Source organism: bacterium (assembly GCA_016703265.1).
Taxonomy (GTDB): Bacteria; Krumholzibacteriota; Krumholzibacteriia; order LZORAL124-64-63; family LZORAL124-64-63; genus CAINDZ01.
Genome location: JADJCK010000001.1, coordinates 725,634 through 747,227, shown reverse-complemented (window position 1 = coordinate 747,227; position 21,594 = coordinate 725,634). Strand labels below are relative to the sequence as shown.

Genomic DNA, 21,594 nt, shown 5'->3' with positions numbered 1-21,594 from the left:
TCGACGGGACGTTACCCTATTCCCCTCACCAAATTGAGGGGGGCCAGGAGTGAACGTCTTGAAGGACAATCTGCGGATAACTGTCGAAACGCTGGTCAGTTGCGGCGTCAGCCAGCGGGAGATCTGTCGGCGGACGGGGATCGACCGCAAGACGATCCGGCGTTACGCGGCCGGTTCAAAATCCCCCGGGGTGGCCACCGGCTCAGAGGCTGAGGCGCCGTTTGAAAATCCCCCACCCCGGCCACCGGCTCCGGACGCGACAGGCACGTCGGCCTGCGAACCTCATCGGCCGTGGATCGAAGCCCAGGTCCAACTCGGCCGCAACGCGGTGAGCATCTACCAGGACCTGGTCGAGCAGCACGCGTTCACGCATCGGTACAACTCGGTCAAGCGGTTCGTGGCGAAACTCAAGGCCCGTGAGCCGGAGCGGTTCGACGTGCTGGAGTACCTGCCGGGCGAGGAATGCCAGGTGGACTACGGGCAGGGCGCGCCCACGTTGTGGAAACCTGACGAATACCGCCGGCCGTACCTGTTCGTGATGACGTTGAAGTACTCGGGCAAGAGCTTCCGCAAGACGACGTGGAAAACGAACCAGGAGACATGGTGCCGGCTGCACGAGGAGGCATGGCGATCGTTCGGCGGCGTGCCGCAGTACGTGGTGCTGGACAACCTAAAGGAAGGTGTGATCCGCCCGGACATCTACGACCCGCAGCTGAACCCGCTGTACGCGCAGATGCTGCAGCACTACGGCGTGGTGGCGGACCCGTGCCGGGTGCGCGACCCGAATCGCAAGGGTACGGTCGAGAACGCGATCCAGCACACGCAGGGTACGGCTCTTAAGGGGCGCAAATACGAGGCGATCGAGACGCAGAACGTGTGGCTGGCGCACTGGGAGGAGCGCTGGGCGGCGCCGCGCATACACGGCCGCAAAAAGCGGCAGGTGCTGGAGATGTACCGCGAGGAGCAGCCATACCTGCGGCCGTTGCCGCTGGAGGCGTTCCGCTACTACAAGCCAGGCGTGCGCATGGTGGACGACGCGGGCCTGGTGCAGGTGGACGGATCGTACTACGCGGCGTTGCCGGCGCCGCTGCACGGCGAAGTGCAGGTACGAATCTACGAGCAGGAGATCGAGATCTACGGCGCCGGTGGCCAACTCCTGCGCCGGCACCGCAAGAGCGAGCGCAAGGGCCAGTACGTGCTCGCCGAGGAAGATCGGCTGTTCAACCCATCGCGTGAGACCGGCAGGTTGCTGGCCAAGGCATCGACGATCGGGCCGAACACCGAGCACATGGCTCGGGCCCTCTTCGCGAACCACGGCCGTCCGGGCCAGAAGGCCCTGTACGGCCTGACGAGCCTGGTTCGCACCTACACCCGCGCCGAGATCGAAGCGGTGTGCGGCCGCCTGCTGGCGGCCGAGTGCGCGTCCTATGCCGCGGTGCGGCGCGCGCTCGAGCGCCAGGCCGAGTCCCGGCCCGCCAGCGCGTCGCTTCTGACCCAGGAAGGCCCTGTGATCCGGGCCATCGCCGAGTACCAGACGTTCTGGGATGCCCACAGCCAGGCCCACTCACCGAAGGAGATCGCTAATGCCGATGACCATTGTTGAACTGGAGCGCTCCCTGCGCGAACTGCGCCTGTCCGGGATGACAGCGACACTGGAGATCCGGGCCCTGCAGGTCAGCAGCCACGAGATGACGTTCTTGGATGCGTTCTCGTGGCTGGTGCAGGACGAACTCGACCGGCGGCACACGCGCCGCCAGGAGCGGCGCCGCGCCGTCTCCGGGCTGCCTGCGGAGCGCAAGACGCTTGGCGAACTGGACTGGAGCTACAACACGCGGCTGCCGCGGCGTGAGATCCTCGAGCTCGGGACCCTGAAGTACATCGGCGTGCGGGAAGACGTGCTGCTGTTGGGGCCGCCGGGCACGGGCAAGAGCCACGTCGCGAAGGCTCTGGCCTTGCTGGCCATCGAGCAGGGCTACAAGGTCCACTACCGCGAGGCGCACGACCTGATCGAGGACATCACCGAGGCGCGCGAACTGGGCACCTTGCGGAAGTACCGCGCGCAACTGAAGGCCGCCGACCTGCTGGTGATCGACGATCTGTTCCTGCGGCGTCTGCCGGCCAATGCCGGCGACGAACTGGCCGACGTGCTGATGAGCCGCTACGAGCGGGGCTCGACGATCATCACGTCGAACCGCGTGATCGAGGACTGGCCGAAGCTGTTGGGTGACGTTGTGGTGGTGGCACCGCTGCTGGATCGCTTGATGCACCACGGGCACCTGCTCAAGTTCGAGGGCAAAAGCTGGCGGCTGAAGGAAGCAGCGACCCGGGTTGCAAAGAAGGCTACGCAGGCCTAGAATGCGCGCGTCCCGTCGGTGGCCAGGTGGAGGAAGTTGACCCGGCCACAGGTGGGGGAAGTTGGGGTGGCCGCCGGGGCTATAAGGCCCATAGCACGTATACCTACATTTCGGCGCTACGGCGACATGTCGGCTCCATGATCCTCGGACTCGAACTCAAGGACAAGAGCGGCAAAAAAAACCGAGCATTCACCGAGGCCAATGACGGGGAGGTCGATGCCTACCTGGAGAGGTCCAGGTATTCGTGGATGGCGGTCGGGTTGGGCCGGTATGAGGTGGAAGACCACCTGATTCAAACGGAACTGCCAGTCCTGAACAGAAAAGGGAAGAAGAGTTCGGGCGTTGCTCGGTCAACCTAAGCCGGTTGTGCCAACGCCTCGAAGGCATTCTGCCCTCTGTTCTAAACCGGGTACTTCCACCAGTGATCCAGCGACGCGGCGAATCGAACCGACAGCGGATCTGGACAAGCGAGGACCGTTTCCCGAAATCTCTCGAATGTGACGACGTTGAACGGGACACCGGCGGATTCGAACTTCTGAATCGCATCATCCCGACCTCTGAAGTCCTCGCGCGGTGAGATCAGAACGACCGGGTGGTTCTGGCCGATCATCTTCGCGCCATCCCCGGTGAGTCCCATCTCCATCGCCGCCGCGATCAGGGCATCATACTTGAGTCGGGCTTTCGACGTCTTGCGGATCGTGCTGAGATCATTGAGTAGCTCCGCTCCGGTCTTCTGGGCGCCGCGGCACAGGTATTCAAATTGTTCCGGTCGTGTTGAATTGCAGTCGGTCTTCAACTCGACGAGCACCAGCTCCGTTTTGGCCACATTCGCCGCGAGATAGTCCACCTTGTCTGATCGATTGGAGTTTAGCTGCTTAATGGGAAATTCCGGTACCACGAACGGGTTGAACGGCTTGCCCAGTACGGATTCCAATACCTGGGGCAGATACAGCGAGAAGTAGAGATCCGCTCGCCGCTCCAATTGGTAGTCGGGCAGACAGCGCCAACGGTCGAGTTGGTCAAACACCCGTTCGAACCCGTTCATATATTTGGCCTTTTTGAATCGCAAATATCCATCAGATGGCATCTTTCATGGCGCGCAGCACCTGCACCAACGCGAGCGTATCCTGGGCGCAGTATTTCCGGAGCGCCGCGAGCACCCGCGCCCTTTCCGCCGCTTCGACGTTCCAAAATACGACCCGCTGGAACTCCCGCGCAGCCTGACCGCCTTCGGCGATCTCCATGCCTTCGTACGTCGTACCGGTCACCGCGGGCAGCACGTACTTCAGGGAACAGCTGCCGCGCTGCCGGGCATTGTGCCACCAGAAGTTGCGGAACGGGACGATGAGATCTTGGAAACGGTCGACTAATCCAAGTAAGAACTCCGCATGCGCGGGGAAGTCCGCTGCCAATTCGCGCAGTCTGGTTTGCTCGAATCCCATGTTGTAAGCCAAGATCGTACCTTCCAGACCGATTGCGCTCAGGGCTTCGATCAGGTCAGGCCGCGGATCGACAGCATTCTCGGACAGAAACTCGACGTGGCGCGGCTCTGCGCTGGGGCTATCGACGATGTGCAAGGAAAACTGGAAGGGGATCTGCTGGAAGGGGCGTGTCCCGTCGAAAAGCGGGATTGCCGGCATCATTGTCTCGAAGTCGAAACAGTGAAGCGGATACTCCAAACCGGCGAGCCAGGCGTGGATCTCTTCGGCCTGGACGTGTGTTGCGCCAGTTCGGATCGCCTCCTGCTGAATCCGCTGCTTGGAATTCAGATCGGCTGGCGATACGTCGATCACGCTCATGACGCCGTCGCCGATCATGGCGAATGCGTTCCGTTTGCGCACACGATACAAGTCCAGGACGTTGTCGTGCGGGAGGAATGACGAGCATGCGGGCCAGAGATCGCAGTCGTACGGATCGGAGCAGTGTTCTCCGATCGGCGTACCGGGGCGGTCGCCGACGATCACCGCCTGCATGCTGTTCACGTTCTGCGGAACGTCGGGCATCAGATCTCGCGCACGCTCGGTCACGTCCTTGGCGTGGAACAGACCGTGGACGTCAATTGGGCCTTGCCTCACATAGGTGTTGTCGAGGTGAACGAGGTACAGGCGGTCAAGTCGGACTCCGCAACGTTCGATCGCCCAGGCTTGGAAGGCGACGTCGTTCAGGTGGACGTCTTTGACGCCAGTTGTGCTCTTGACCTCGTACAGATCCCAGGTGTCCTTTTCAGATGGCACCAGCAAGTCAGCCCGGCAGTAGCAGCCCTCTACGAGGAAGCTTGCCTCGTAAAGGGGGACCCGCTGCTTCATCAGTTCCAGCGTCTCGGCGGTCGTCCGCTCCATGCGACTGCTCGGGTCGTCGCTCCAGGCAATTTCGATGCCCCCGGGAAACAGGTTCTTGGCCAAATCCCCGACCGCATGACCGGTGTCGAAGATGGCCTGTTTCGCGGCGTCGGGCGGCGGGATCGCATCGCGGTCGTTGTACTGGGTCCACAGCAATTTCGGGCACTGGAGTCCCGCGACGTACTTGGATTTCGAGATGGCATGGGTCATCGGATCGCTTTCGTCTGATGGCGACCGGGGGTCGTACCGATCATAGCCCGGCTACGAGGGATCCGGAATCCGGAATGTTAGACGCCCCGCATTCCGTCGCACGGAACGAATGTTGATGTGTTCATCGCGATGCCGAGACCCTGCCTTCCGTTCCGTGGACTTAGTGTGCGCGAGAGGCTGCCCGGTAAAGAGCACGGAAATGATCCGCGATGCACCCGGTCGCCCGCAGCGACGGACTCGGGTAGCGAGTTGGTCGGAGATCTAGTCGGATGGGTTCAACCCGCTACGCCTCCGCTTGGATCTCCCTCATGATCGCCCGAACCGCCGCATCATCCTTGTTGGCGGCAGCCACCAGCAGGTTCCGCGCGAACTTCGAGGCCTTCGCCGGCCCAGCCGCCTTGTGGATGGCGTCCCGCTCGGCCTCGGTCAGCCGAAAGGCGAACACGCAGAGCTCTTCGCGCGTGGCCTTGGCCTCGGTGGTCTTGGTGGTCGTCTTCTCGGCGGCGGGCTTGCGGGCCCGCGTGGTCTTCTTGGTGGTCTTGCTCATCGCTTGGTCCTTTCGCTCGGGTCCAGACGCACGATCCGGCTGGGCTCTTTGCCGCAGCCCTCGCACGCCACGCGCCCGCCCTGGCGGTCGATCTCCGCCATGTCAGCGGGCGTGATCTCTTCCCACCGCTCCCAGATCCAGGTGTCAGATCCGGGGTAGGGGATGTGGCAGCAGGCGCAGACGATGTTGCCCTGCTCGTTCCAGAACACTTGATGGGCCTTCATGCCGAATCGCGGCGCCGCGTTCGTGGCCATGTCAGTCCACCTCCTGCGGGATGTCCGCCGCGAACACCAGCGTCCCATCAGCGCCGTAGATCTCGACGCGGTCGATCCGGGTGTCGGGGTTCTCGCGGCCGGCGCGCAGGATGGCTTGGCTCGCCCGCATCGCAGTCAGCCGCCCGTAGGCTTCGAGGCGCGCCTCTTGGCGGTCGGTGAACAGGGTTGGGTTTTCGTCGATTTGGAGGCCGCCCCGGAACTGCAACTCGAGATCGCGCAGCGAGGCCTCGAACACGAGGTCGTCGAGGGTGCTGTGAGGCTTGGGGTCAACCACGACCCAGAACTTGTCGTCAGGTCCGTAGCGCATCGTCGCTGCCTCCTTCGTCCTTCATCTGGGCGACCACGCGGTCGCCTTCTTCGCGATCGGCGACCGGAATGAGCATGCCGCGGCCGACGACGTACCAGCCGTCGCGGCGGTGGACGACCCGCAGATCGCCGCTGAGGTCGAACTCCATGCCGTCGCTGAAGCGAAGCCGGGAGGGTCGGTCGTGATTCGGTGCCATGGGATCTGGCCTCCTTACTGCGCCAGGTCGAAGACCCAGGCAGGCGCGTAGGGGGAGTCGCCGTCGGGGTGGCCGCCTTCGACGACGTAGACGACCGAGGCGGCGTCGTCCGGTTCTTCGTCGGGTTCGCCTTGGTCGCGGGACTCGTCGTCCGGCGTGGCGATACCGGCGACGGTGAACTGCAGGGGCCAGCTGGGCTGGAAGGCGAGGCGCACCTCGCACTCGCCGAACCCGCCTTCGGCGGCCTCCTGCAGGCGTTCGATCATCTCGTTGACCGTCATGATGCTCTCCTTTCGAGGCGCCGGGCCCCGTGCCCGCCGCACTTACAGTGACGAGCTTTCTGGGTTGAATGGGAAGGCAAATCGACAGTTAAATGCATTATTTGCAGCGGCTTACAATGGCGCGAGGATTGGCGGTTTGGGGCCAGATTCTGGCGTTCCGGCTGGCCTGATTCCCGCGGGTGCCGGCCCCGGCTACCCCCGCCAGACATTGATCCACGCCCGGGCGCCGGCGGAAGGGCATGCTCGGCTCAGGCTCGGCCGCGACGGGGACCTCGCGTTGATGGACCAGGGCACCCGAGCGATTCTGTGAATTTTGAGATGCCGAAATGGAGTGCGGAGGTGGGGCCGGGTTGGGGAATGCGACGATGTTCCTGTGTGTCCCAGTTTGCCGAGCAGGATCGCTGGGGACTCGGAGCGCACGGAGTCGCCCGCAGCTTTCACTTCAGGCGCGTCCGCGGCCGCCTTCGGCTTTCCGGAACTGGAACATCTGGTGTCGGTGGTAACTTGTTTCGAGATTCACCCACGCTACGAGGGTCGAGGTCGCCGGCACCCTCGAGAAATTGGTATTGGAAGGAACCGCGCTTCCCCGGAGGACGGAAGCGAACACTTGGAGCCTTCACAAACTTGATCCGCCGCGTTCCCCACTGCCGATCATCCTGATCCTGAAGTCCCCCTTACTGGCATCTATTCCCGCTTTGCCATGAAGTGGGGAGAGGGGCTCGGCATTCCTCCCGGCCGAGTGTCCGCACGGAACAAGTCACCGAGCCGCGCCCACAGCCAGCGAAGCATGACCCATCTAAATGACATTTAGATTGGTCGCCCCCTTTCGGAATCGCCATAACTCCACCGTGCTTCATCGGGAACCGGCCGCCTTCACCGGCAGCACGCCAGCATGGCCAGGCTGACTTCCGCGAAGCCGCAAGAGCAAACGCAGAGACACGACTTGAGCTTCGAATCAGGAGAGCGACCGACTCATGAACTCGCTTGGGTATTGCCAACATCTCCCGCACCGATCCTCTGATCACGGCTCCACGGTCAGCCAGGTACGGCCCGTCCTCAGCGCAAAGGACGTGGTGCGATGACACGCTACGTCGAAGCCGCGGTCGACTCCGAGATCCAGACCCTTCGCTGCACTTCATCCGGCCGGGCCTGCGCGACCTTCCGGGCCGCCGCCGCCATCGGTGGCTTCGTGGGGGCGGGGGAAGTCGAACGATCCGCTGGCGAGCGGGCGCTCCTCTCCGCGGCTCTGGAAACCGGTCTCCCGGAACGTGAGGCGATCGGCCACATCCGGCGCGGCATTCTCCGCGGCGAGAAGACCCCGCGGACTGTTCCAGACGCCTTGTTCCACCGAAACCTCAACTCGCTGGCTTCATTTCGCGCCAGACCCGCTGCGCCGGCTCGAACCGAAGCCCAAGTATCACCCGCCCGCCCTCCGCAGCAAGAGGTCGCCGCGCTGTGGGGCGCGTCCCTCGCCGTAGGTGACGACGCGGAGGCCGGCGCCTGGTTCGTCCGCCGCTTCGGCAGCGCCGCCACCTGGTTCCTCCAGCAGACCGAGTTGTGGGATCTCGCCCGAGTGATGCCTGCCGACATCCGCCTGCCCCGCTGGGCCTGGTCGCGGCGCGGACCGTGGGCCGGCACCGGTCACCGGATTCTCTTCCGGCTCTGGGACCACACGGGCCAGGCCGTCTCGCTCCGCGCTCGTTCCCTCGACAGCGCAGCGACCCCGAAGTCCCTGGCGCCCTCCGGCTGCTCCGTCAAGGGCCTTGTCCTCGCCGATCCGCTCGGCTGCCAGCTTCTCGGCGGCCTCTGCCCGGCTTGGTGGCAGCCGCGCGAGATCGTGGTGGCCGAAGGTGAGCCGGACTGGCTGCTCTGGGCCGCGCGCCAGCGCGAGACCGAAGCACAGGGCCCTGCCTGCTTCGGTATCGAGTCGGGAGCCTGGTCCCCGCAGATCGCCGATCGCGTCCCCACGGACGCCTCAGTGGTCATCCGAACGCATCACGACGAGCCGGGCGAGCGCTACGCCCAGCAGATTGCGGCCTCGCTCCGCGGACGCTGCCGGATCTTCCGCAGCGGCGTGGGAGAGGAGGCCTCCCGATGAAGGACGACAACGATCGCCTCCTCGAAGGCACCCTCCCGCAGGACCCCTTCGCCGACGCCCAGCCCCTCGCTCCGGGCGCGCCCGAGGCGATCCCCAGCGAGGATCCCGCCTGGGACGACCCGCTGCCCATCGGCCCCGTGGCGAAAGCGCCGGTCTTCCCCGTTGAGACCCTGCCCCCCTGGCTAAGGGACTGGGTCAGCGCCCTGGCCACCGCCCTGCAGTGCCCCGTGGAACTGCCGGCCATGCTAGGCCTCGCCGTGTTGGCCCTCTGCGGTGCGAAGAGGTACAAGGTCCACGTATTGCAGGGCTGGGACGAGCCCCTGAACCTCTACGTTGCGGTTGCCTTGAAGCCCGGCGAGGCCAAGAGCCCGGCCTTCGCAGCGGCCATCCGGCCGGTGGCCCGGTTCGTGGCCGAGGAGCGCAAGCGCACCGATCCGGAAATCCGCGCGGCCATGGCCCGCGCCGACGTCGCAGCCAAGAGGACCGACCACCTCAAGACCCTCGCCGCCAAGGCGAGCCAACCGGAGGACTACGCCAAGTCCCTGGCCCTGGTCGAGGAGGCTGTGTTCGAGCAGGGCGCCATCGAGGTCCCGGCTCCTCTGCGGCTGGTCCTAGACGACGTCACCTCCGAGTCGCTGGAGGCGGTCCTGCGCCAGCAGGGCGGGCGCATCGCGATCATGTCCGACGAGGGTGGTCCCTTCGAACTCATGGGCGGCCGCTACTCGAACGGCGTCCCGAACATCGACATCTACCTGAAAGGTCACAGCGGCGGCCAGATCACGACCGACCGGATCGGGCGCGAGGGCGGGTCGATCCAGGAGCCCGCCGTCACCATCGGCCTGGCGATCCAGCCCGAAGTCATCTCCTCGCTGCGGGACAAGAAGGGCTTCCGCGGCCGAGGCCTCTTAGCCCGCTTCCTGTGGGCGATTCCCGAGAGCATCGTCGGGAGCCGCGCCCCCGATGCGCCGCCCGTGCCGATGGAGGTCAGCCAGGCCTACGAGGAGGCGGTGACCTCGCTTCTGCGGCGGCCCACCCTGAAGGACGAAACGGGGGAGATCCGTTCCCGGTTCATGGACTTCAGCCCGGCGGCCTACGACCTGCTCGTGGGGCTCAAGGCGACGAACGAGCCCAAGCTCGGCCTCGCGGGCGAATTCGAGAGCGTCGCTGACTGGGGGAACAAGGTCGCGGGCGAGACCATCCGCCTCGCCGGGCTTCTGCACCTGGCCGACCACGCCCTCGATCCCGATGCGGCCGCCCCCCTGGCCATCGGCGAGGGTCCGATGCGCCGGGCCCTGCGCATCAGCGACTTCCTCTGCACCCACGCCCAGATCGCCTTCGACATGATGGGGGCCGACCCGGTCGCCGGCCAGGCGCGGTACATCCTGGCGTGGATCCGGCGCACGGGCGCGTCGAGCTTCACCCTGCGCGATGCCTACCAGGCGCTACGGGCCGGGTTCAAGGCGCCCGCCGAGCTGGTCCCGCCCCTGGATCTGCTCGTCGAGCACGACGTGATCCGCTGCCGGCCGGAACCTCCACGCTCGCGACCCGGGCGTCCGCCCAGCCCGGTGTTCGACGTGAACCCCAGACTCCATACACACAATGCTCGGAATACACACAATTCGGTGCTCGGGGCCTCGGCGCGGAATTCTGTGAATTCTGTGCATGATTTCGGGGCCGCTGAACCGATTGCTGCTTCCGCCCGAAAGGACGATGACGATGCCTGAGAGACCCGACCTGACGTCCGGATTGCCCGGATCGCACGCCATCACCGAGGTCCGGATCCGCCTGGCCCCCGGCGGCGGCAGCGGCCTCGTCGCCTTCGCCTCCTGCTGTTATGGCGGGGTGCTTCTCAATGACATCGCCATCCGCAAGGATAGCGCGGGCCATCTGTTCTTGACCTATCCCAGAAAGCTCTCCGCCTCGGGTCGGCCGCATCCGCTCCATCACCCGATCGACCGGGAGACCGCTTCCGAGTTCGAGGCGGCGGTCATCGGGCAGGTCCAGAGACTTCTCGGGCCGGCGGAAGGGGCCGACGGGTCGTGACGGATCGGCGAGGGAATGACGACGGCAATTCCCGTCCCGGCCGCGGCTCGGCGAATGCCGTCGCGCACCCTCGCATCACGGTGGTCCAGAGCGCGGAGGAGGCAGATCCTGCGGCTCTCGACGATGTGCTCGAAATTCTCGTGAAGTGGGCCATCCGGGCGCACCAGGCCCGCTGCGCTGCCGCGGACGACGCCGTAAGTGGCGATGAGGGTCGCAGTTACGGCACCGGAAATTGACTTGATGTGTCCAGACCAATTGAGGCTTCATGTCGTTATGAACCCTAGACCTGACGGAACCATACCCGCGGCGATCTACCTGCGCCGGTCCACGGATCGCCAGGAGAAATCGCTCGGCGACCAACGGCGCGAGATTCTCCGCTACGCCTCCGAGCACGGCTTCGGCATCGTGGCCGAGTTCGTCGACGATGGCGTCTCGGGGACCTCGGGAGAGACCCGGCAAGGCTTCCTGTCCATGCTCGAAGAGGCCCAGTCGCCGAGGCGAGCGTGGCAGTTCGTCCTGGTCTGGGACATCAAGCGCTTCGGTCGCATGTCGAGCGACGAGGTCGGCTACTACCGCTGGCTCTTCAAGCAGGCCGGGGTCGAGATCATCTACACATCGGAGGGATTCACCGGCTCGAGCGCCGACAAATTCCTGCGGTTCTTCAAGCAGGAAGCCGCCCGGGACGAGTCGGCGACGCTCTCGAAGGCGGTCATCCGCGGGCTGGTTTCGCTGGCCGACCACGGCTGGTGGCCGGGGGGCATGGCGCCCTACGGTTATGACCTCGGCTACTTCGACCAGTCCGGCCGGCTCTTCCAGATCGTCCGCAATACGGACGAAGGCGACAAGCTGATCCTCGACGCGGAGGGAAACCCCGTCCGCCACGTTCGCCGCGGGCAGAAGGTGAAGGGATCCGACACCGAGCACGTGAGGCTTCTGCCCAGCCTTCCCGAGCGGGTCGAAGTGATCCGCCGGATCTTCGCCTGGTATGTGGGCGGTACCAACCTCGGCTTCAAGTCGATCGCGGACCGCCTGAACCGCGAGGGTGTGGTTTCCCCGAAGGGCAAAGGCTGGGCGATGTCATCCATCCGGGTGATCATCATGAACCCTGTGTACATCGGGCGCGTGGTCTGGAATCGGCGGCGGATGGGGAAATTCCACCGTGTCGCCGACCGGCGGGAGGTCGAGCGCGACGGCTGCGGGAAACGACGGCTGAAGTGGAACGACCCCAGGACTGGCTCATCTACGAGAATGCGCACGAGCCTCTGGTCGACCCTGATACCTTCGAGCAAGCCCGGCGCATCATGGGGGAACGCGGCGATCACAGGAAGGCGACCGGCTTCCTGACCGGCAAGGCCAAGGTTTCGCAGTATCTGCTGTCCGGCCTGATCAGCTGCGGCGCGTGTGGCGGATCGATGCACGGCCGTACTACCTGGAAAAACAAATGGCGGAAGGACGGCAGCCGCATCGGCACGGCGTACTACGTCTGCGGCGCCGCGATCGCCAAGGGCAAGTCGGTCTGCCAGCCCATCCAATTCCCGCAGCGGGTGTTCGACGACTTCGTGTTGGATCTCGTGGAGCAGAGGCTCGAGGTCTTGCTCGGCAAGAGAGGCCAGGCCACGCTGCGCGGGCTGATCGAGAAGCAACTCGCTCCGGCGACGCCCGACCACGGTCCGGAGATGCGGCGACTGAGGGGGCGCCTGGAGGAGCTCACGACGAAGATCGATTCGGTGATCGATCTGGCCGCTTCCGCCGCCGAACACCGCGGACTCATGAAGGACCGGCTCGGAAAGCTCTGCACCGAACGTCAGGGGATCGAAAGCCGCCTGCGCGAGCTCGAGCAGGCCCCGGCCAGTGCGCCGAACCCTGAGGTCCTCGTGGACGCCATCCTGGCGGGCCTCGCCGACGCGCGGCACCTCTTCGAGCATGGCACCGTGGAGGAGCGCAAGCGGGTCGTGCGGGCCTTCGTCGAGAAGCTCACGGTGGATGGCGTATCGGGCAGCGGCGAGCTGAGGGTAAAGAGAATCCCCGATGCTCAGGGCATCGGGGACTCTTTCAAAGTGGTAGCGGGGACAGGATTTGAACCTGTGACCTTTGGGTTATGAGCCCAACGAGCTACCAGACTGCTCCACCCCGCATCCAATTCGCATCGCGGGGGCGAATATAGGCAGGCCCGCGCGCGAAGTCAAGGCGACCGGTCGGGCTACCTGTCGCCCGGCTCGGACGCCGGCAACACGACCAGAACCGCCTCGCCCGGGCGCTTCATGCCCGCTTTTTCGCGGGCCAGGCGCTCGAGCGTCTCCGGATCGTCCTTGAGCGACTGCAGCTCCTGACGCAGTTCCGCATTCCGCTTGACCAGCCCGTCCACTTCGCCGCTCAGCTCGGCATCCTGCGAGCGCAGTCGCCGCAGCGCGGGTACGCCGCCGTCACCCAGCTGCACCAGCACCACGCCGGCCACGATCGTCGAGCCGGCGAGCCACAGGACGGCTCGAGGTGCCCACACGCGCCCGCGCCGGACGGTGCGGGCCGCGCCGCCGCCGGAAGAACCGGCGGGGCGCGCAAAACGGATCGGTCGGGGCATCCTTGCCACTTCCACGCTCCTTCGTCAGCGCGGACTCATCGTCAGCGCAGGTTGTAGAAACAGGCCATCCCGGGATAGAACGCCAGGTCGTCCAGTTCCTCTTCGATGCGCAGCAGCTGGTTGTACTTCTCGACGCGGTCGCTGCGGCACAGCGAACCGGTCTTGATCTGGCCCGCGTTCGTGGCCACCGCCAGGTCGGCGATCGTGTTGTCGGCCGTCTCGCCGCTGCGGTGGCTGATGACGTTCGTGAACCGCGCCCACTTGGCGATCTCGATGGTCTCGAGCGTTTCGGACAGCGAGCCGATCTGGTTCAGCTTGATCAGGATGCTGTTGGCGCAACCATCGGTGATCGCGCGACGCACGCGCTCCGGGTTGGTCACCAGCAGGTCGTCGCCGACGATCTGCACCCGGTTGCCCAACGCTTCGTACAGGCGGCCCCAGCCGTCCCAGTCGTTCTCGTCGAGGCCGTCCTCGATCGACATGATCGGGTAGCTGTCGACGAGCGTGCGGTAGTACTCGATCAGCCGGGCCGCTTCCCAGGGCTCGTTGCCCTCGGCCGCCAGGCGGTACTTGCCGTCCTTGCACAGGCCGCTCGAGGCCACGTCGAGCGCCAGCACGATGTCCTCGCCGGGCTTGTAGCCGGCCTTCTCGATGGCCTTGACCAGGTAGTCCAGCGCCTCGCGGTTGCTGCCGAGGTTGGGCGCGAAGCCGCCCTCGTCGCCCACCGAAGTGGCCAGGCCCTTCTCGGCCAGGATCTTCTTCAGCGCGTGGAACGTCTCGGCCCCGTACCGCAGCGCCTCGCGGAACGTGGGGGCGCCCACGGGCATGATCATGAATTCCTGGATGTCGACGTTGTTGTCGGCATGGGCGCCGCCGTTCAGCACGTTCATCATCGGCACCGGCAGGGTGTGCGCATGCACGCCGCCCAGGTACTGGTACAGGGGCAGGCCGACCGACGAGGCGGCGGCCTTCGCCACGGCGAGGCTCACGCCGAGGATCGCGTTGGCGCCGAGCTTGCCCTTGTTGGGCGTGCCGTCCATGTCGAGCAGCAGGCGGTCGATCTCGCGCTGCTCGGTGGCGTCCATCCCGACGAGCGCTTCTTCGAGGTCGTGCACGTTGCCCACGGCCGTCTCGACACCCTTGCCGCCGTAACGGCCCTTGTCGCCGTCGCGGAGTTCAAGGGCTTCGTGCTCGCCCGTCGACGCGCCGCTGGGCACGCCGGCACGGCCGACGCTGCCGTCCTCGAGAAACACATCGACCTCGACCGTCGGGTTGCCCCGCGAGTCAAGGATTTCCCGGGCCTGGATGAATTCGATCGCGCTCATGGAATCCCCCGTATGGGCTTGCTGCCGGCAGGATCGCCGCCGCCGGTTCCTTCCGGCAACGGTCGTACCGCCGGAGTCTAGGTTCCGTCTCCGGCACTGTCAACTGCGGGCCCTGCCGGTACCCATGGGTGCGGTTGCCCGGGAGGGGGCAGCGCCGCCTGCAACCGGGCAGGGGTTGACCCCCGGCGCCGGCACCGCCTATGTTCTGCGCTCGTGCCCGGACGGAAAGGTGCAGGGTGTTCGACCGCCATCAGGATCTCAAGACGATCCGTCGGTGCAAGCGCGGCGAGGAAGCCGCGTTCGCGGAGATCCTCGCCCGCTACCGGGGGCCGATCTACAACCTCTGCTACCGCATGTCACGCAGCCCGGAAGACGCCCGCGACCTGTCGCAGGAAGTGTTCATCAAGGTCTTCCGCCTGCTTGATCGTTTCGACGAGGAATACGCGTTCAGCAGCTGGCTTTTCCGCATCGCCACGAACCACTGCATCGACCATCTGCGCCGGAATCGCATGCGCTTCCTGTCGCTGGAGGGCATCGCCGGACCTGACGGCGAGGAATTCGAACTGCAATTGCCCGACGACGGGCCCGCCCCCGACACCGTGCTCGAGCGCAAGGAGGCGGTGCAGCGCCTGGAGGAGGTCATCGCCGACCTGCCGCCGCACTACCGGGCGATCACCCTCCTGCGCCACCAGCAACAGCTTTCGTACGACGAGATCGCTGAAGTGCTGCAGTTGCCCCTGGGCACGGTCAAGGCGCGGATCCACCGGGCCCGGGCCCAGATCCAGCAGATGCTCGAGGAGCGGTCCTACGATATCTGAGCCGGGCGGCTCGGCCGGCCCCCGGGGCGGGGCGAAAATAAGTCACGAATCCTTGAAACCCGGCCTGCCGCACCGCCGTAGATCCTTGCGGCGGGTGATCAAGTCAATGTCGGGGGATTCGACACCTGCCGGTTTGGGGCGGGAACGGGCGGGCTCCGGTCCGGCCGTTCCCCCCCACCACATGATTGCGCGCCGGGGCGGTTCCCGGGTACGATTGAGGGTACCGGGCCGCAGGCGCCGGAAGGAACCGGGAGAAGGACACCAGACATGGACGGCCATGACCAGCGGAACGAACGGGACCAGCGGAACGAACGGGCGGGACACGCATTGAACTGCCCGGACTGCCGCTTTGAACTGCAGGACTACCTGGACGGGACCCTCGAGAAGAAGCGGTCCCTGTCGGTGTTCCTGCATCTGCGCGACTGCGCCTCCTGCCGACTCGAGCATGAGGCGTTGAGCGTCGTTTTCACGCGCCTGGACGCCTTGCCTTCGCTGGAGGCACCCGCCGACTTCGATGCGGCGGTGCTGTCGTCGGTGCCTTTTGCCGCCTACCGGGCGATGGAGCCCTTGCGCCGCGAGCGCGTGCCCGTGTTCCTGGAAGAGCAGTTCCTGCCGGCCTGGCTGCGGTCGCGCGCCACGCGGGTGACCGGGCTGGTTGCCACCGCCGGGGCCGTGGGCGCCTTGGTGGCCGGTGCGGGAGCGGCGGGACAGGCGGGCGAGGCCTGGCTGCCGGCTGTGGCCCTGGCCGGGGCGATCCCTGAACTGGTGGTGCGACTGCAGGGCGTCGGCCGCCGGTTGGCCCTTCTGCGAAGGGCCGAGGGTTGACGATGTCGTTGCCGCGGCAGCCCCTGCCGGCCCCGTGCCGGCGCAGCGCCAACGGCGATGCCCTCGTCCTGTGCCTCATGTTCCTTCTCGTCCTCGCGGCAGGCTCCACGCCCGCCGGAGCGGTGACCGTGCGCGAGGTGCGCGAGGTGCGCCAGGCGCCCGCCGCCCCCGAGGCGCCGCGCAGCCCGGCCGCCGTGGCCGGGCGTGATTCCCTGCTGCAGGAGATCCGGCACTATCGTGAGGTCATCCGCGTCCTCAGTGACAGCCTTGCGCTCGACAAGTCGGGCGCCCGCCTTTCCGCGGAACACCGTGTCGTCATCGAACAGAACATCGGCGACATCACCCGCGTGATCGAGGGCATCGGCACCGAACTGCGCAAGCTCGAGTTCGAGGTCAAGGACAACCGCATCTCGCTGGTCGACGGCGCCGGCGACGGCATCATCATCGCCATCCCCGAGAATCTCGACGAGCGCGTGAGCCAGGGGCTCGAGGCGTTGACGCAGGCGATCCTCAAGGAGCTGCCCGATTCCGCGGGAACCGGTTCGGGGCATCGTCTGGACTGGAGCAGCTTCATTCCCGTTCCCGAACCTCCGGAGCCGCCGCGTCGCGTGATCAATGGAAACCTCGTGCGCGTCGGGCAGTCCCTGGTCGTGGCGGCGGACGAGGATGTGCGCGGCAACGTGGTCGTGGTCTTCGGGAACTGCGATGTCGCCGGCCGTGTCGAGGGCAACGTGGTGACTGTGGGTGGCGGCCTCAGCCTGCGTGACGAGGCCGAAGTCAGCGGTTCGGTCGTGGCCGTTGGCGGGCGTCTGGCCGCTGATGCGGGCGCCGAGACCGGTGACACCGTGGCGCTGGACTGGCTCGACGGCGGCGCCGGTGCAGGGCTCTCTCGCCTGCTGGAACATCGCGTGCTGTCGTTCGTGGTCACCCAGGGCCTGTTCTTCCTGACGCTGCTGGCCGCGCTGGTGGCCGTGGCGGCCAGTCCCGGGCGCGCCTGGCCACCGTATTGGCCAGGCTGCGCGCCGAGCCGATGCGCGTCTTCGGCGCGGGTGCCTTGCTGGTTCTGGTGGCGCCCCTGGCCCTGGCGGTGCTGACGGCGCTGCTGGTCATCACCGTCATCGGCGTGCCGGTGGCGCTCCTCCTGGCGTTGGGCGTCGCGGCGGTGGTTGTGCTCAGCCTGTCGGCGACGGGCGTCGTCGTCGGCGAGCGTGTCGGCGCGCGTGGACGCCCGGCCGCGCTGGCCGTGGCCCTTGGCCTGATCGTCCTGCATCTGCCGTCGTTCCTGGGTTCGCTGTTGAACCTGCTGGGCGGGCCCTGGGCCGGGGTCGTTTCCCTTCTGGTGATCGGACTGCTGATCAAGGCCGCTGCCCTGGCCTTCGGCCTCGGCGCCCTCGTGCTGACCCGCCTCGGTACCCGGGGCTCTCCCGCCTGAGTCGCTGACGATTCCGGGGCTGTGGATTCCGGCCCCAGGCTGCGCGTTTTTCCCCGGTCTTTTGCGTAATTTCCCCACTTCGCGTTGCCGTCGCCCCATCCCGGCCTCACGGCCCGGCCTGGGCGCGCTCGCGTCCTGACATTTCTCCCATCCTTACCTGATACAGGACAACAGGTTGCGCCCATGGCGGCGTTGAGCCGTTGCCGCCGTCCGGCCATCCTGTCGCCGGCAGTCCGCGGGGAACAAAAGCTGCGGTATTTCGAGCAGAGGCGAGGAAAGTGGCGGCGGATTCCCCGGCCGGCCCGCAAATGGACGATCGCGGCGCAAAGGACCCCATGATGGCCCGCAGCGGACTGAAGACCGGCTTCGCGATGACGTTTGCGGCGCTGGGATTGCTGGCCGCGGCGACGGCGCAGGCGGCCCGCACCGAGACGTTCGCCAACGGGATCCGCGCGACCTTCCATGATGCCTCGGAAGTCTCGGCCATGTGCGTGGGCAAGGCCGACGGCAGCCGCGAGTTCAGCCACCCGCTGGCGGGCACGGTCGCCCTCGACGCGGCGACCCGCACCCTGTACCCGTTCGACGTCACGGTCGTCACCAATGCCCTGGCCGACATGACGGGATTCAGCACCGACGTCGAAGTCGAGGTCTTCATCCTCGACGGCATTCCTTTATCGACGGCCAGCCGGGCCGCTGGGACGCCTACGCGGCCCTGCGCGGGCTGGACCTCGCCGCCGCCGGCCCCGAAGCCTCGCATGCCTTCCGTGCCCGCGAGATCCTGGCCGAGGACCTGCGCTACCTGTTCGGCGGCGTGCTGGCGACCCGCGGCATCGGCCTGGAGAACCACACGCTGACGACGCCCGACCGCATCGAAGGGCTGCGCGAACTGCTGGCCGGCTACCTGACCGGCGTGGAGCCTGTCGGCGTGGCGAGCAGCCAGGCCTTCCCGAACCCCCTGCAACCCGCGCACGACGATCGAGATGACCCTGCCCGCGGGTTCTGCCGAAGTCGACGGCGCCGAGATCGCGATCTACGACATCCGCGGCCAGCTGGTGCGCAAGCTGCAGGGCGGTGCCTCGGCGAACGGCAGGGTGGCTGTCACCTGGGACGGCGCGGACGACTCCGGCCGGCTGGTGCCCTCGGGCCGCTACCTCTACGCGGTGCGCGCCGCGGCCGTCACTTCGCGCGGCTCGGTCACGCTGGTTCGCTGACGAAGAGTTCGCTGATGAAGAACCCGGCGCGGGCCGCGCGGCCCCGCCGACCGGAAGAAGGGTGCGTCGCCGGGAAGGTCCTTGCGAGGCGAAGGAACGGACGAAGGGAAAGGCTGACATGTCGAAGCGGACCTGCACGACGGCGGCGATGATCTGCGGACTGGCCGCAATGGCGGTTCTTGCCGGATGCGGCGGCGATTCGCCGGCGCCCGTGGCGCCGACGCCCGAGGCCACGATCAAGCAATTGACGGCGACCGACGCGGTCTATGAAGCCAACCCGATCTACGCACCCGACGGTTCGGCCATCCTTTTCGAGTCCGATGCCACCGGCAACCGCGAGATCTGGCTGCTGCCGACCAACGGCGCGGCCGCCCTTCAGTTGACCGACAACGCGGGGGAGGACACGGCACCCTTCTGGCTGCCCGACGGCAGCGGGTTCGTGTTCGAATCCACGCGCAGCGGCACGAAGTCCATCTGGCGCCTGGATCTCGCGCCTGCGGGCAGCGCGCCCGTGCAGATCACCGACGACGCGGGCGATGACGGCAGCCCGGCCGTGTCGCCGGACGGCACGCTGGTGGTCTACGAGTCGAACCGCGGCGGGAACGGCCAGGACCTGTGGCTGTCGCCGGTGGGTGGCGGCACGGCAGTGCGCCTGACGGTCAGCGTCGGCGGCAGCTATGACCGCACGGCCGACTGGTCTCCCGACGGCAACACGATCGTCTTCGAGTCGAACCGCAAGGACGGCATGTCGGCCCTGTTTACCGTGCCGGCGAAGGGCGGTGCCTTCACGCAGCTGACGCCGCTGGCCGGCTACGAAGGTCACCCGGCGTGGTCTCCTGACGGTCGCCGCGTGGCGTTCGAAAGCGGGCAGTCCGGCACCATGGAAGTCTGGTGCATCGACGTCGACGGCAAGAACCCGCGTCAGCTGACGAGCGACGGCGGCTACTGGCCGCGGTGGAGCCCGAACGGTCGCAAGCTGGTGTACTGCAACTGGGGCGCGCTGGCGCCAAACCTTTGGGAGATCACGATCCAGTAGGGGTCGTGGGCGGCTGCGGGCCGCAATGGGGGGCGGAGTTGGGGGCGCGGAGTTGGCATCCCCGACGGGGCTCGAACCCGTGTTGCCGCCGTGAAAGGGCGGTGTCCTAACCACTAGACGACGGGGACGCCTGATTCCGGAACCGCGTAAACTACCCTATCGCTCCCGAGATGTCAAACGAGGCCCCGGAACCGGCAAGGTTCCGGGGCCCCGTTGTTGACGGCGGCCGTTCAGCGGGCAGCGGCCTCGACAAAGAGCAAGGCACTCGTGCGCGCCACGCCAGAAGTTCTCCAGGTGGAACTTCTCGTTGGGGAATGGGCGTTGTCGGTCGACAGGCCGTAGCCCAGGAGCAGCACCGGCGCCTTCAGGCAGGCCTGGAAGGTGCCCACGATGGGGATGCTGCCACCTTCGCGGATGAAGACCGGGTGCGCCCCGAAGCCGGCTTCCAAGGCGCGGATGCCGGCCTGCATCATCGGCGAATCGCGCGGCACCAGCACCGGGTTCGCGTTGTGCAGGTTCTCCACCTCGACGGTGACGCCGGGCGGCGCCAGTTGACGCACCCAGTCGGCGAATGCCGCCGCGATCTTCGGCGGGTCCTGGTTCGGGACCAGGCGCATGGAGACCTTGGCCATGGCGTGCGCCGGGATGATGGTCTTGGCGCCCTGTCCGCCGTAGCCGCTGGTGATGCCGTTGACGTCGCAGGTGGGGCGGGCCCACATGCGTTCCAGCGTTGTGTAGCCCTCCTCGCCGGCGGGACCCGGAGCACCGGTCTCGTCGCGCAGCACATCGTCGGTGTAACCCAGCGAAGCGAAGGACCGACGCTCTTCGGCGTCGAGGTCGAGCACGGCGTCGTAGAAGCCGGGCACGGTGCAGCGCCCCTGGGCGTCCTTCAGCCCGGCGATGATCTGGGCCAGGGCATTGGCCGGGTTCTGCACGGTGCCGCCGTAACTGCCCGAGTGCAGGTCGCGTGACGGGCCCTTCACGCGGATCTCCATGTAGGCCAGCCCCTTCAGGCTGTAGCAGATGCCGGGCGTGGTCTCGTTGTACAGCGCCGTGTCGGAGATGATCACCGCGCGTCACAGGCGAGCTTGGCTGCGTTGGCCTCCGTGTAGCGGTAGATGTGGTGGCCGCCGCATTCCTCCTCGCCCTCGATGATGAACTTCAGGTTGACCGGCAGCTCCGTGCCCGTGCGCACATAGGCTTCAAGCGCCTTGAAATGCGCGTAGAACTGGCCCTTGTCGTCCGTGGAGCCGCGGGCATAGATGATCCCGTTCTCGATCCTGGGCTCGAACGGCGGCGTCTGCCACAGGTCGAGCGGGTCGACCGGCTGCACATCGTAGTGTCCGTACAGGAGCAGCGTGGGACGGTCGGGCAGGGGCTCTGTGCGCGCGAAGACCAGCGGGTGGCCATCGCCTTCGACGATCTCGACTTCCAGGCCGAGTTCGCGCAGTTCGCCCGCGCAGAACTCGGCTGCGCGGCGGATATCGGGCGCGTGATCCGACTGCGAACTGATGCTGGGGATGCGCAACAGGTCACACAGCTGGTCGACGTGCTTCTGCTGATGCGCCTGCAGGTAGGCGAGCACCTCGTCGAGGGCCATGGCGTTCTCCTGGTCCGGATGTGGCGCGCGGCGGGGTCTGGCGCGCCTTGGTTCAGCGGTTCGTACGCCGCCAAACTACCCTGACACGCCGGGGTGTCGAGGCGATTGTGACCGGGTCG

The 21,594-nt window shown here is 66.6% G+C and carries 23 protein-coding genes, 2 tRNA genes and 1 pseudogene; 14 read left to right on the top strand and 12 right to left on the bottom strand.

The window, feature by feature from the left end; translation table 11 throughout:
- The first annotated feature begins 49 nt into the window (after positions 1 to 49).
- Together IPG61_03415 and IPG61_03410 are read left to right on the top strand one after the other, a co-directional pair.
- A complete protein-coding gene (locus IPG61_03415) occupies positions 50 to 1,603 on the top strand; it encodes an IS21 family transposase (GenBank protein ID MBK6733129.1) in 1,554 nt (517 codons plus the stop codon).
- Complete coding sequence (locus tag IPG61_03410) at positions 1,584 to 2,354, top strand: ATP-binding protein (GenBank protein ID MBK6733128.1); 771 nt, start codon at positions 1,584 to 1,586, stop codon at positions 2,352 to 2,354. Before IPG61_03415 ends, IPG61_03410 begins: the two co-directional genes overlap by 20 nt.
- Before the next feature lie 400 nt (positions 2,355 to 2,754).
- Here the strand turns inward: IPG61_03410 and IPG61_03405 are convergent, their stop codons facing one another.
- From IPG61_03405 to IPG61_03375, 7 genes are all read right to left on the bottom strand, one after another.
- Positions 2,755 to 3,399, bottom strand: coding sequence for a hypothetical protein (locus tag IPG61_03405; protein MBK6733127.1), 645 nt, complete (start codon positions 3,397 to 3,399; stop codon positions 2,755 to 2,757).
- Positions 3,400 to 3,430: 31 nt separating this feature from the next.
- Complete coding sequence (locus IPG61_03400) at positions 3,431 to 4,903, bottom strand: DUF2779 domain-containing protein (GenBank protein ID MBK6733126.1); 1,473 nt, start codon at positions 4,901 to 4,903, stop codon at positions 3,431 to 3,433.
- A gap of 283 nt (positions 4,904 to 5,186) precedes the next feature.
- Entirely contained in the window at positions 5,187 to 5,450 is a 264-nt protein-coding gene (locus IPG61_03395) for a hypothetical protein (protein ID MBK6733125.1), read from the bottom strand.
- On the bottom strand, positions 5,447 to 5,704 hold the full coding sequence (locus IPG61_03390) for a hypothetical protein (GenBank protein MBK6733124.1): 258 nt from the start codon (positions 5,702 to 5,704) through the stop codon (positions 5,447 to 5,449). The genes IPG61_03395 and IPG61_03390 overlap by 4 nt, the downstream gene beginning before the upstream one ends.
- Position 5,705: 1 nt before the next feature.
- The gene (locus IPG61_03385) at positions 5,706 to 6,032 is read right to left on the bottom strand and encodes a hypothetical protein (protein ID MBK6733123.1); all 327 of its coding nucleotides are present in this window, start codon (positions 6,030 to 6,032) and stop codon (positions 5,706 to 5,708) included.
- Complete coding sequence (locus IPG61_03380; protein MBK6733122.1) at positions 6,016 to 6,228, bottom strand: hypothetical protein; 213 nt, start codon at positions 6,226 to 6,228, stop codon at positions 6,016 to 6,018. Before IPG61_03380 ends, IPG61_03385 begins: the two co-directional genes overlap by 17 nt.
- Before the next feature lie 14 nt (positions 6,229 to 6,242).
- Positions 6,243 to 6,509 (bottom strand): hypothetical protein, encoded by a 267-nt coding sequence (locus IPG61_03375; GenBank protein ID MBK6733121.1) that lies wholly within the window; start codon positions 6,507 to 6,509, stop codon positions 6,243 to 6,245.
- A 1,078-nt stretch (positions 6,510 to 7,587) separates the two neighbouring features.
- Here IPG61_03375 and IPG61_03370 point away from each other — a divergent pair.
- From IPG61_03370 to IPG61_03350, 5 genes are all read left to right on the top strand, one after another.
- Entirely contained in the window at positions 7,588 to 8,607 is a 1,020-nt protein-coding gene (locus IPG61_03370; protein ID MBK6733120.1) for a hypothetical protein, read from the top strand.
- Positions 8,604 to 10,331, top strand: coding sequence for a DUF3987 domain-containing protein (locus tag IPG61_03365; protein ID MBK6733119.1), 1,728 nt, complete (start codon positions 8,604 to 8,606; stop codon positions 10,329 to 10,331). Before IPG61_03370 ends, IPG61_03365 begins: the two co-directional genes overlap by 4 nt.
- Complete coding sequence (locus IPG61_03360) at positions 10,318 to 10,650, top strand: septation protein SpoVG family protein (GenBank protein MBK6733118.1); 333 nt, start codon at positions 10,318 to 10,320, stop codon at positions 10,648 to 10,650. Before IPG61_03365 ends, IPG61_03360 begins: the two co-directional genes overlap by 14 nt.
- 273 nt (positions 10,651 to 10,923) lie before the next feature.
- Complete coding sequence (locus tag IPG61_03355; GenBank protein MBK6733117.1) at positions 10,924 to 11,994, top strand: recombinase family protein; 1,071 nt, start codon at positions 10,924 to 10,926, stop codon at positions 11,992 to 11,994.
- Positions 11,952 to 12,752 carry a recombinase zinc beta ribbon domain-containing protein gene (locus IPG61_03350; GenBank protein ID MBK6733116.1) on the top strand — a complete coding sequence of 267 codons (801 nt, stop codon included), beginning with the start codon at positions 11,952 to 11,954 and terminating at the stop codon, positions 12,750 to 12,752. Before IPG61_03355 ends, IPG61_03350 begins: the two co-directional genes overlap by 43 nt.
- Here IPG61_03350 and IPG61_03345 read toward each other — a convergent pair.
- The 3 genes from IPG61_03345 to eno all read right to left on the bottom strand — a co-directional run bounded on the left by IPG61_03345 (position 12,709) and on the right by eno (position 14,553).
- Positions 12,709 to 12,785, bottom strand: a tRNA-Met gene (locus tag IPG61_03345). The genes IPG61_03350 and IPG61_03345 overlap by 44 nt on opposite strands.
- A 65-nt stretch (positions 12,786 to 12,850) precedes the next feature.
- On the bottom strand, positions 12,851 to 13,228 hold the full coding sequence (locus tag IPG61_03340) for a septum formation initiator family protein (protein ID MBK6733115.1): 378 nt from the start codon (positions 13,226 to 13,228) through the stop codon (positions 12,851 to 12,853).
- A 41-nt stretch (positions 13,229 to 13,269) separates the two neighbouring features.
- Positions 13,270 to 14,553, bottom strand: a complete 1,284-nt coding sequence (gene eno / locus IPG61_03335) for a phosphopyruvate hydratase (GenBank protein ID MBK6733114.1) — start codon at positions 14,551 to 14,553, stop codon at positions 13,270 to 13,272.
- Between the two features lie 236 nt (positions 14,554 to 14,789).
- On the opposite strand from eno, the gene IPG61_03330 reads away from it, so the two are divergent.
- From IPG61_03330 to IPG61_03300, 7 genes are all read left to right on the top strand, one after another.
- Positions 14,790 to 15,371: a sigma-70 family RNA polymerase sigma factor gene (locus IPG61_03330; GenBank protein MBK6733113.1), complete on the top strand. Its 582-nt coding sequence runs from the start codon at positions 14,790 to 14,792 to the stop codon at positions 15,369 to 15,371.
- A gap of 267 nt (positions 15,372 to 15,638) precedes the next feature.
- Positions 15,639 to 16,196 carry a zf-HC2 domain-containing protein gene (locus IPG61_03325; protein MBK6733112.1) on the top strand — a complete coding sequence of 186 codons (558 nt, stop codon included), beginning with the start codon at positions 15,639 to 15,641 and terminating at the stop codon, positions 16,194 to 16,196.
- Positions 16,197 to 16,198: 2 nt separating this feature from the next.
- Entirely contained in the window at positions 16,199 to 17,290 is a 1,092-nt protein-coding gene (locus IPG61_03320; GenBank protein MBK6733111.1) for a polymer-forming cytoskeletal protein, read from the top strand.
- Positions 17,251 to 17,628 carry a hypothetical protein gene (locus tag IPG61_03315; protein ID MBK6733110.1) on the top strand — a complete coding sequence of 126 codons (378 nt, stop codon included), beginning with the start codon at positions 17,251 to 17,253 and terminating at the stop codon, positions 17,626 to 17,628. Before IPG61_03320 ends, IPG61_03315 begins: the two co-directional genes overlap by 40 nt.
- Positions 17,629 to 17,963: 335 nt before the next feature.
- Positions 17,964 to 18,482, top strand: a complete 519-nt coding sequence (locus IPG61_03310; GenBank protein ID MBK6733109.1) for a hypothetical protein — start codon at positions 17,964 to 17,966, stop codon at positions 18,480 to 18,482.
- A gap of 126 nt (positions 18,483 to 18,608) precedes the next feature.
- Complete coding sequence (locus IPG61_03305) at positions 18,609 to 18,839, top strand: hypothetical protein (protein MBK6733108.1); 231 nt, start codon at positions 18,609 to 18,611, stop codon at positions 18,837 to 18,839.
- 118 nt (positions 18,840 to 18,957) lie between these two features.
- Positions 18,958 to 19,875, top strand: a complete 918-nt coding sequence (locus tag IPG61_03300) for a PD40 domain-containing protein (protein MBK6733107.1) — start codon at positions 18,958 to 18,960, stop codon at positions 19,873 to 19,875.
- Positions 19,876 to 19,928: 53 nt separating this feature from the next.
- On the opposite strand, the gene IPG61_03295 is transcribed toward IPG61_03300, so the two are convergent.
- Together IPG61_03295 and IPG61_03290 are read right to left on the bottom strand one after the other, a co-directional pair.
- Positions 19,929 to 20,003: transfer RNA gene (locus IPG61_03295), tRNA-Glu, on the bottom strand.
- A gap of 28 nt (positions 20,004 to 20,031) precedes the next feature.
- Positions 20,032 to 21,475 (bottom strand): annotated as a pseudogene (locus tag IPG61_03290) (dipeptidase).
- Positions 21,476 to 21,594 lie beyond the last annotated feature (119 nt).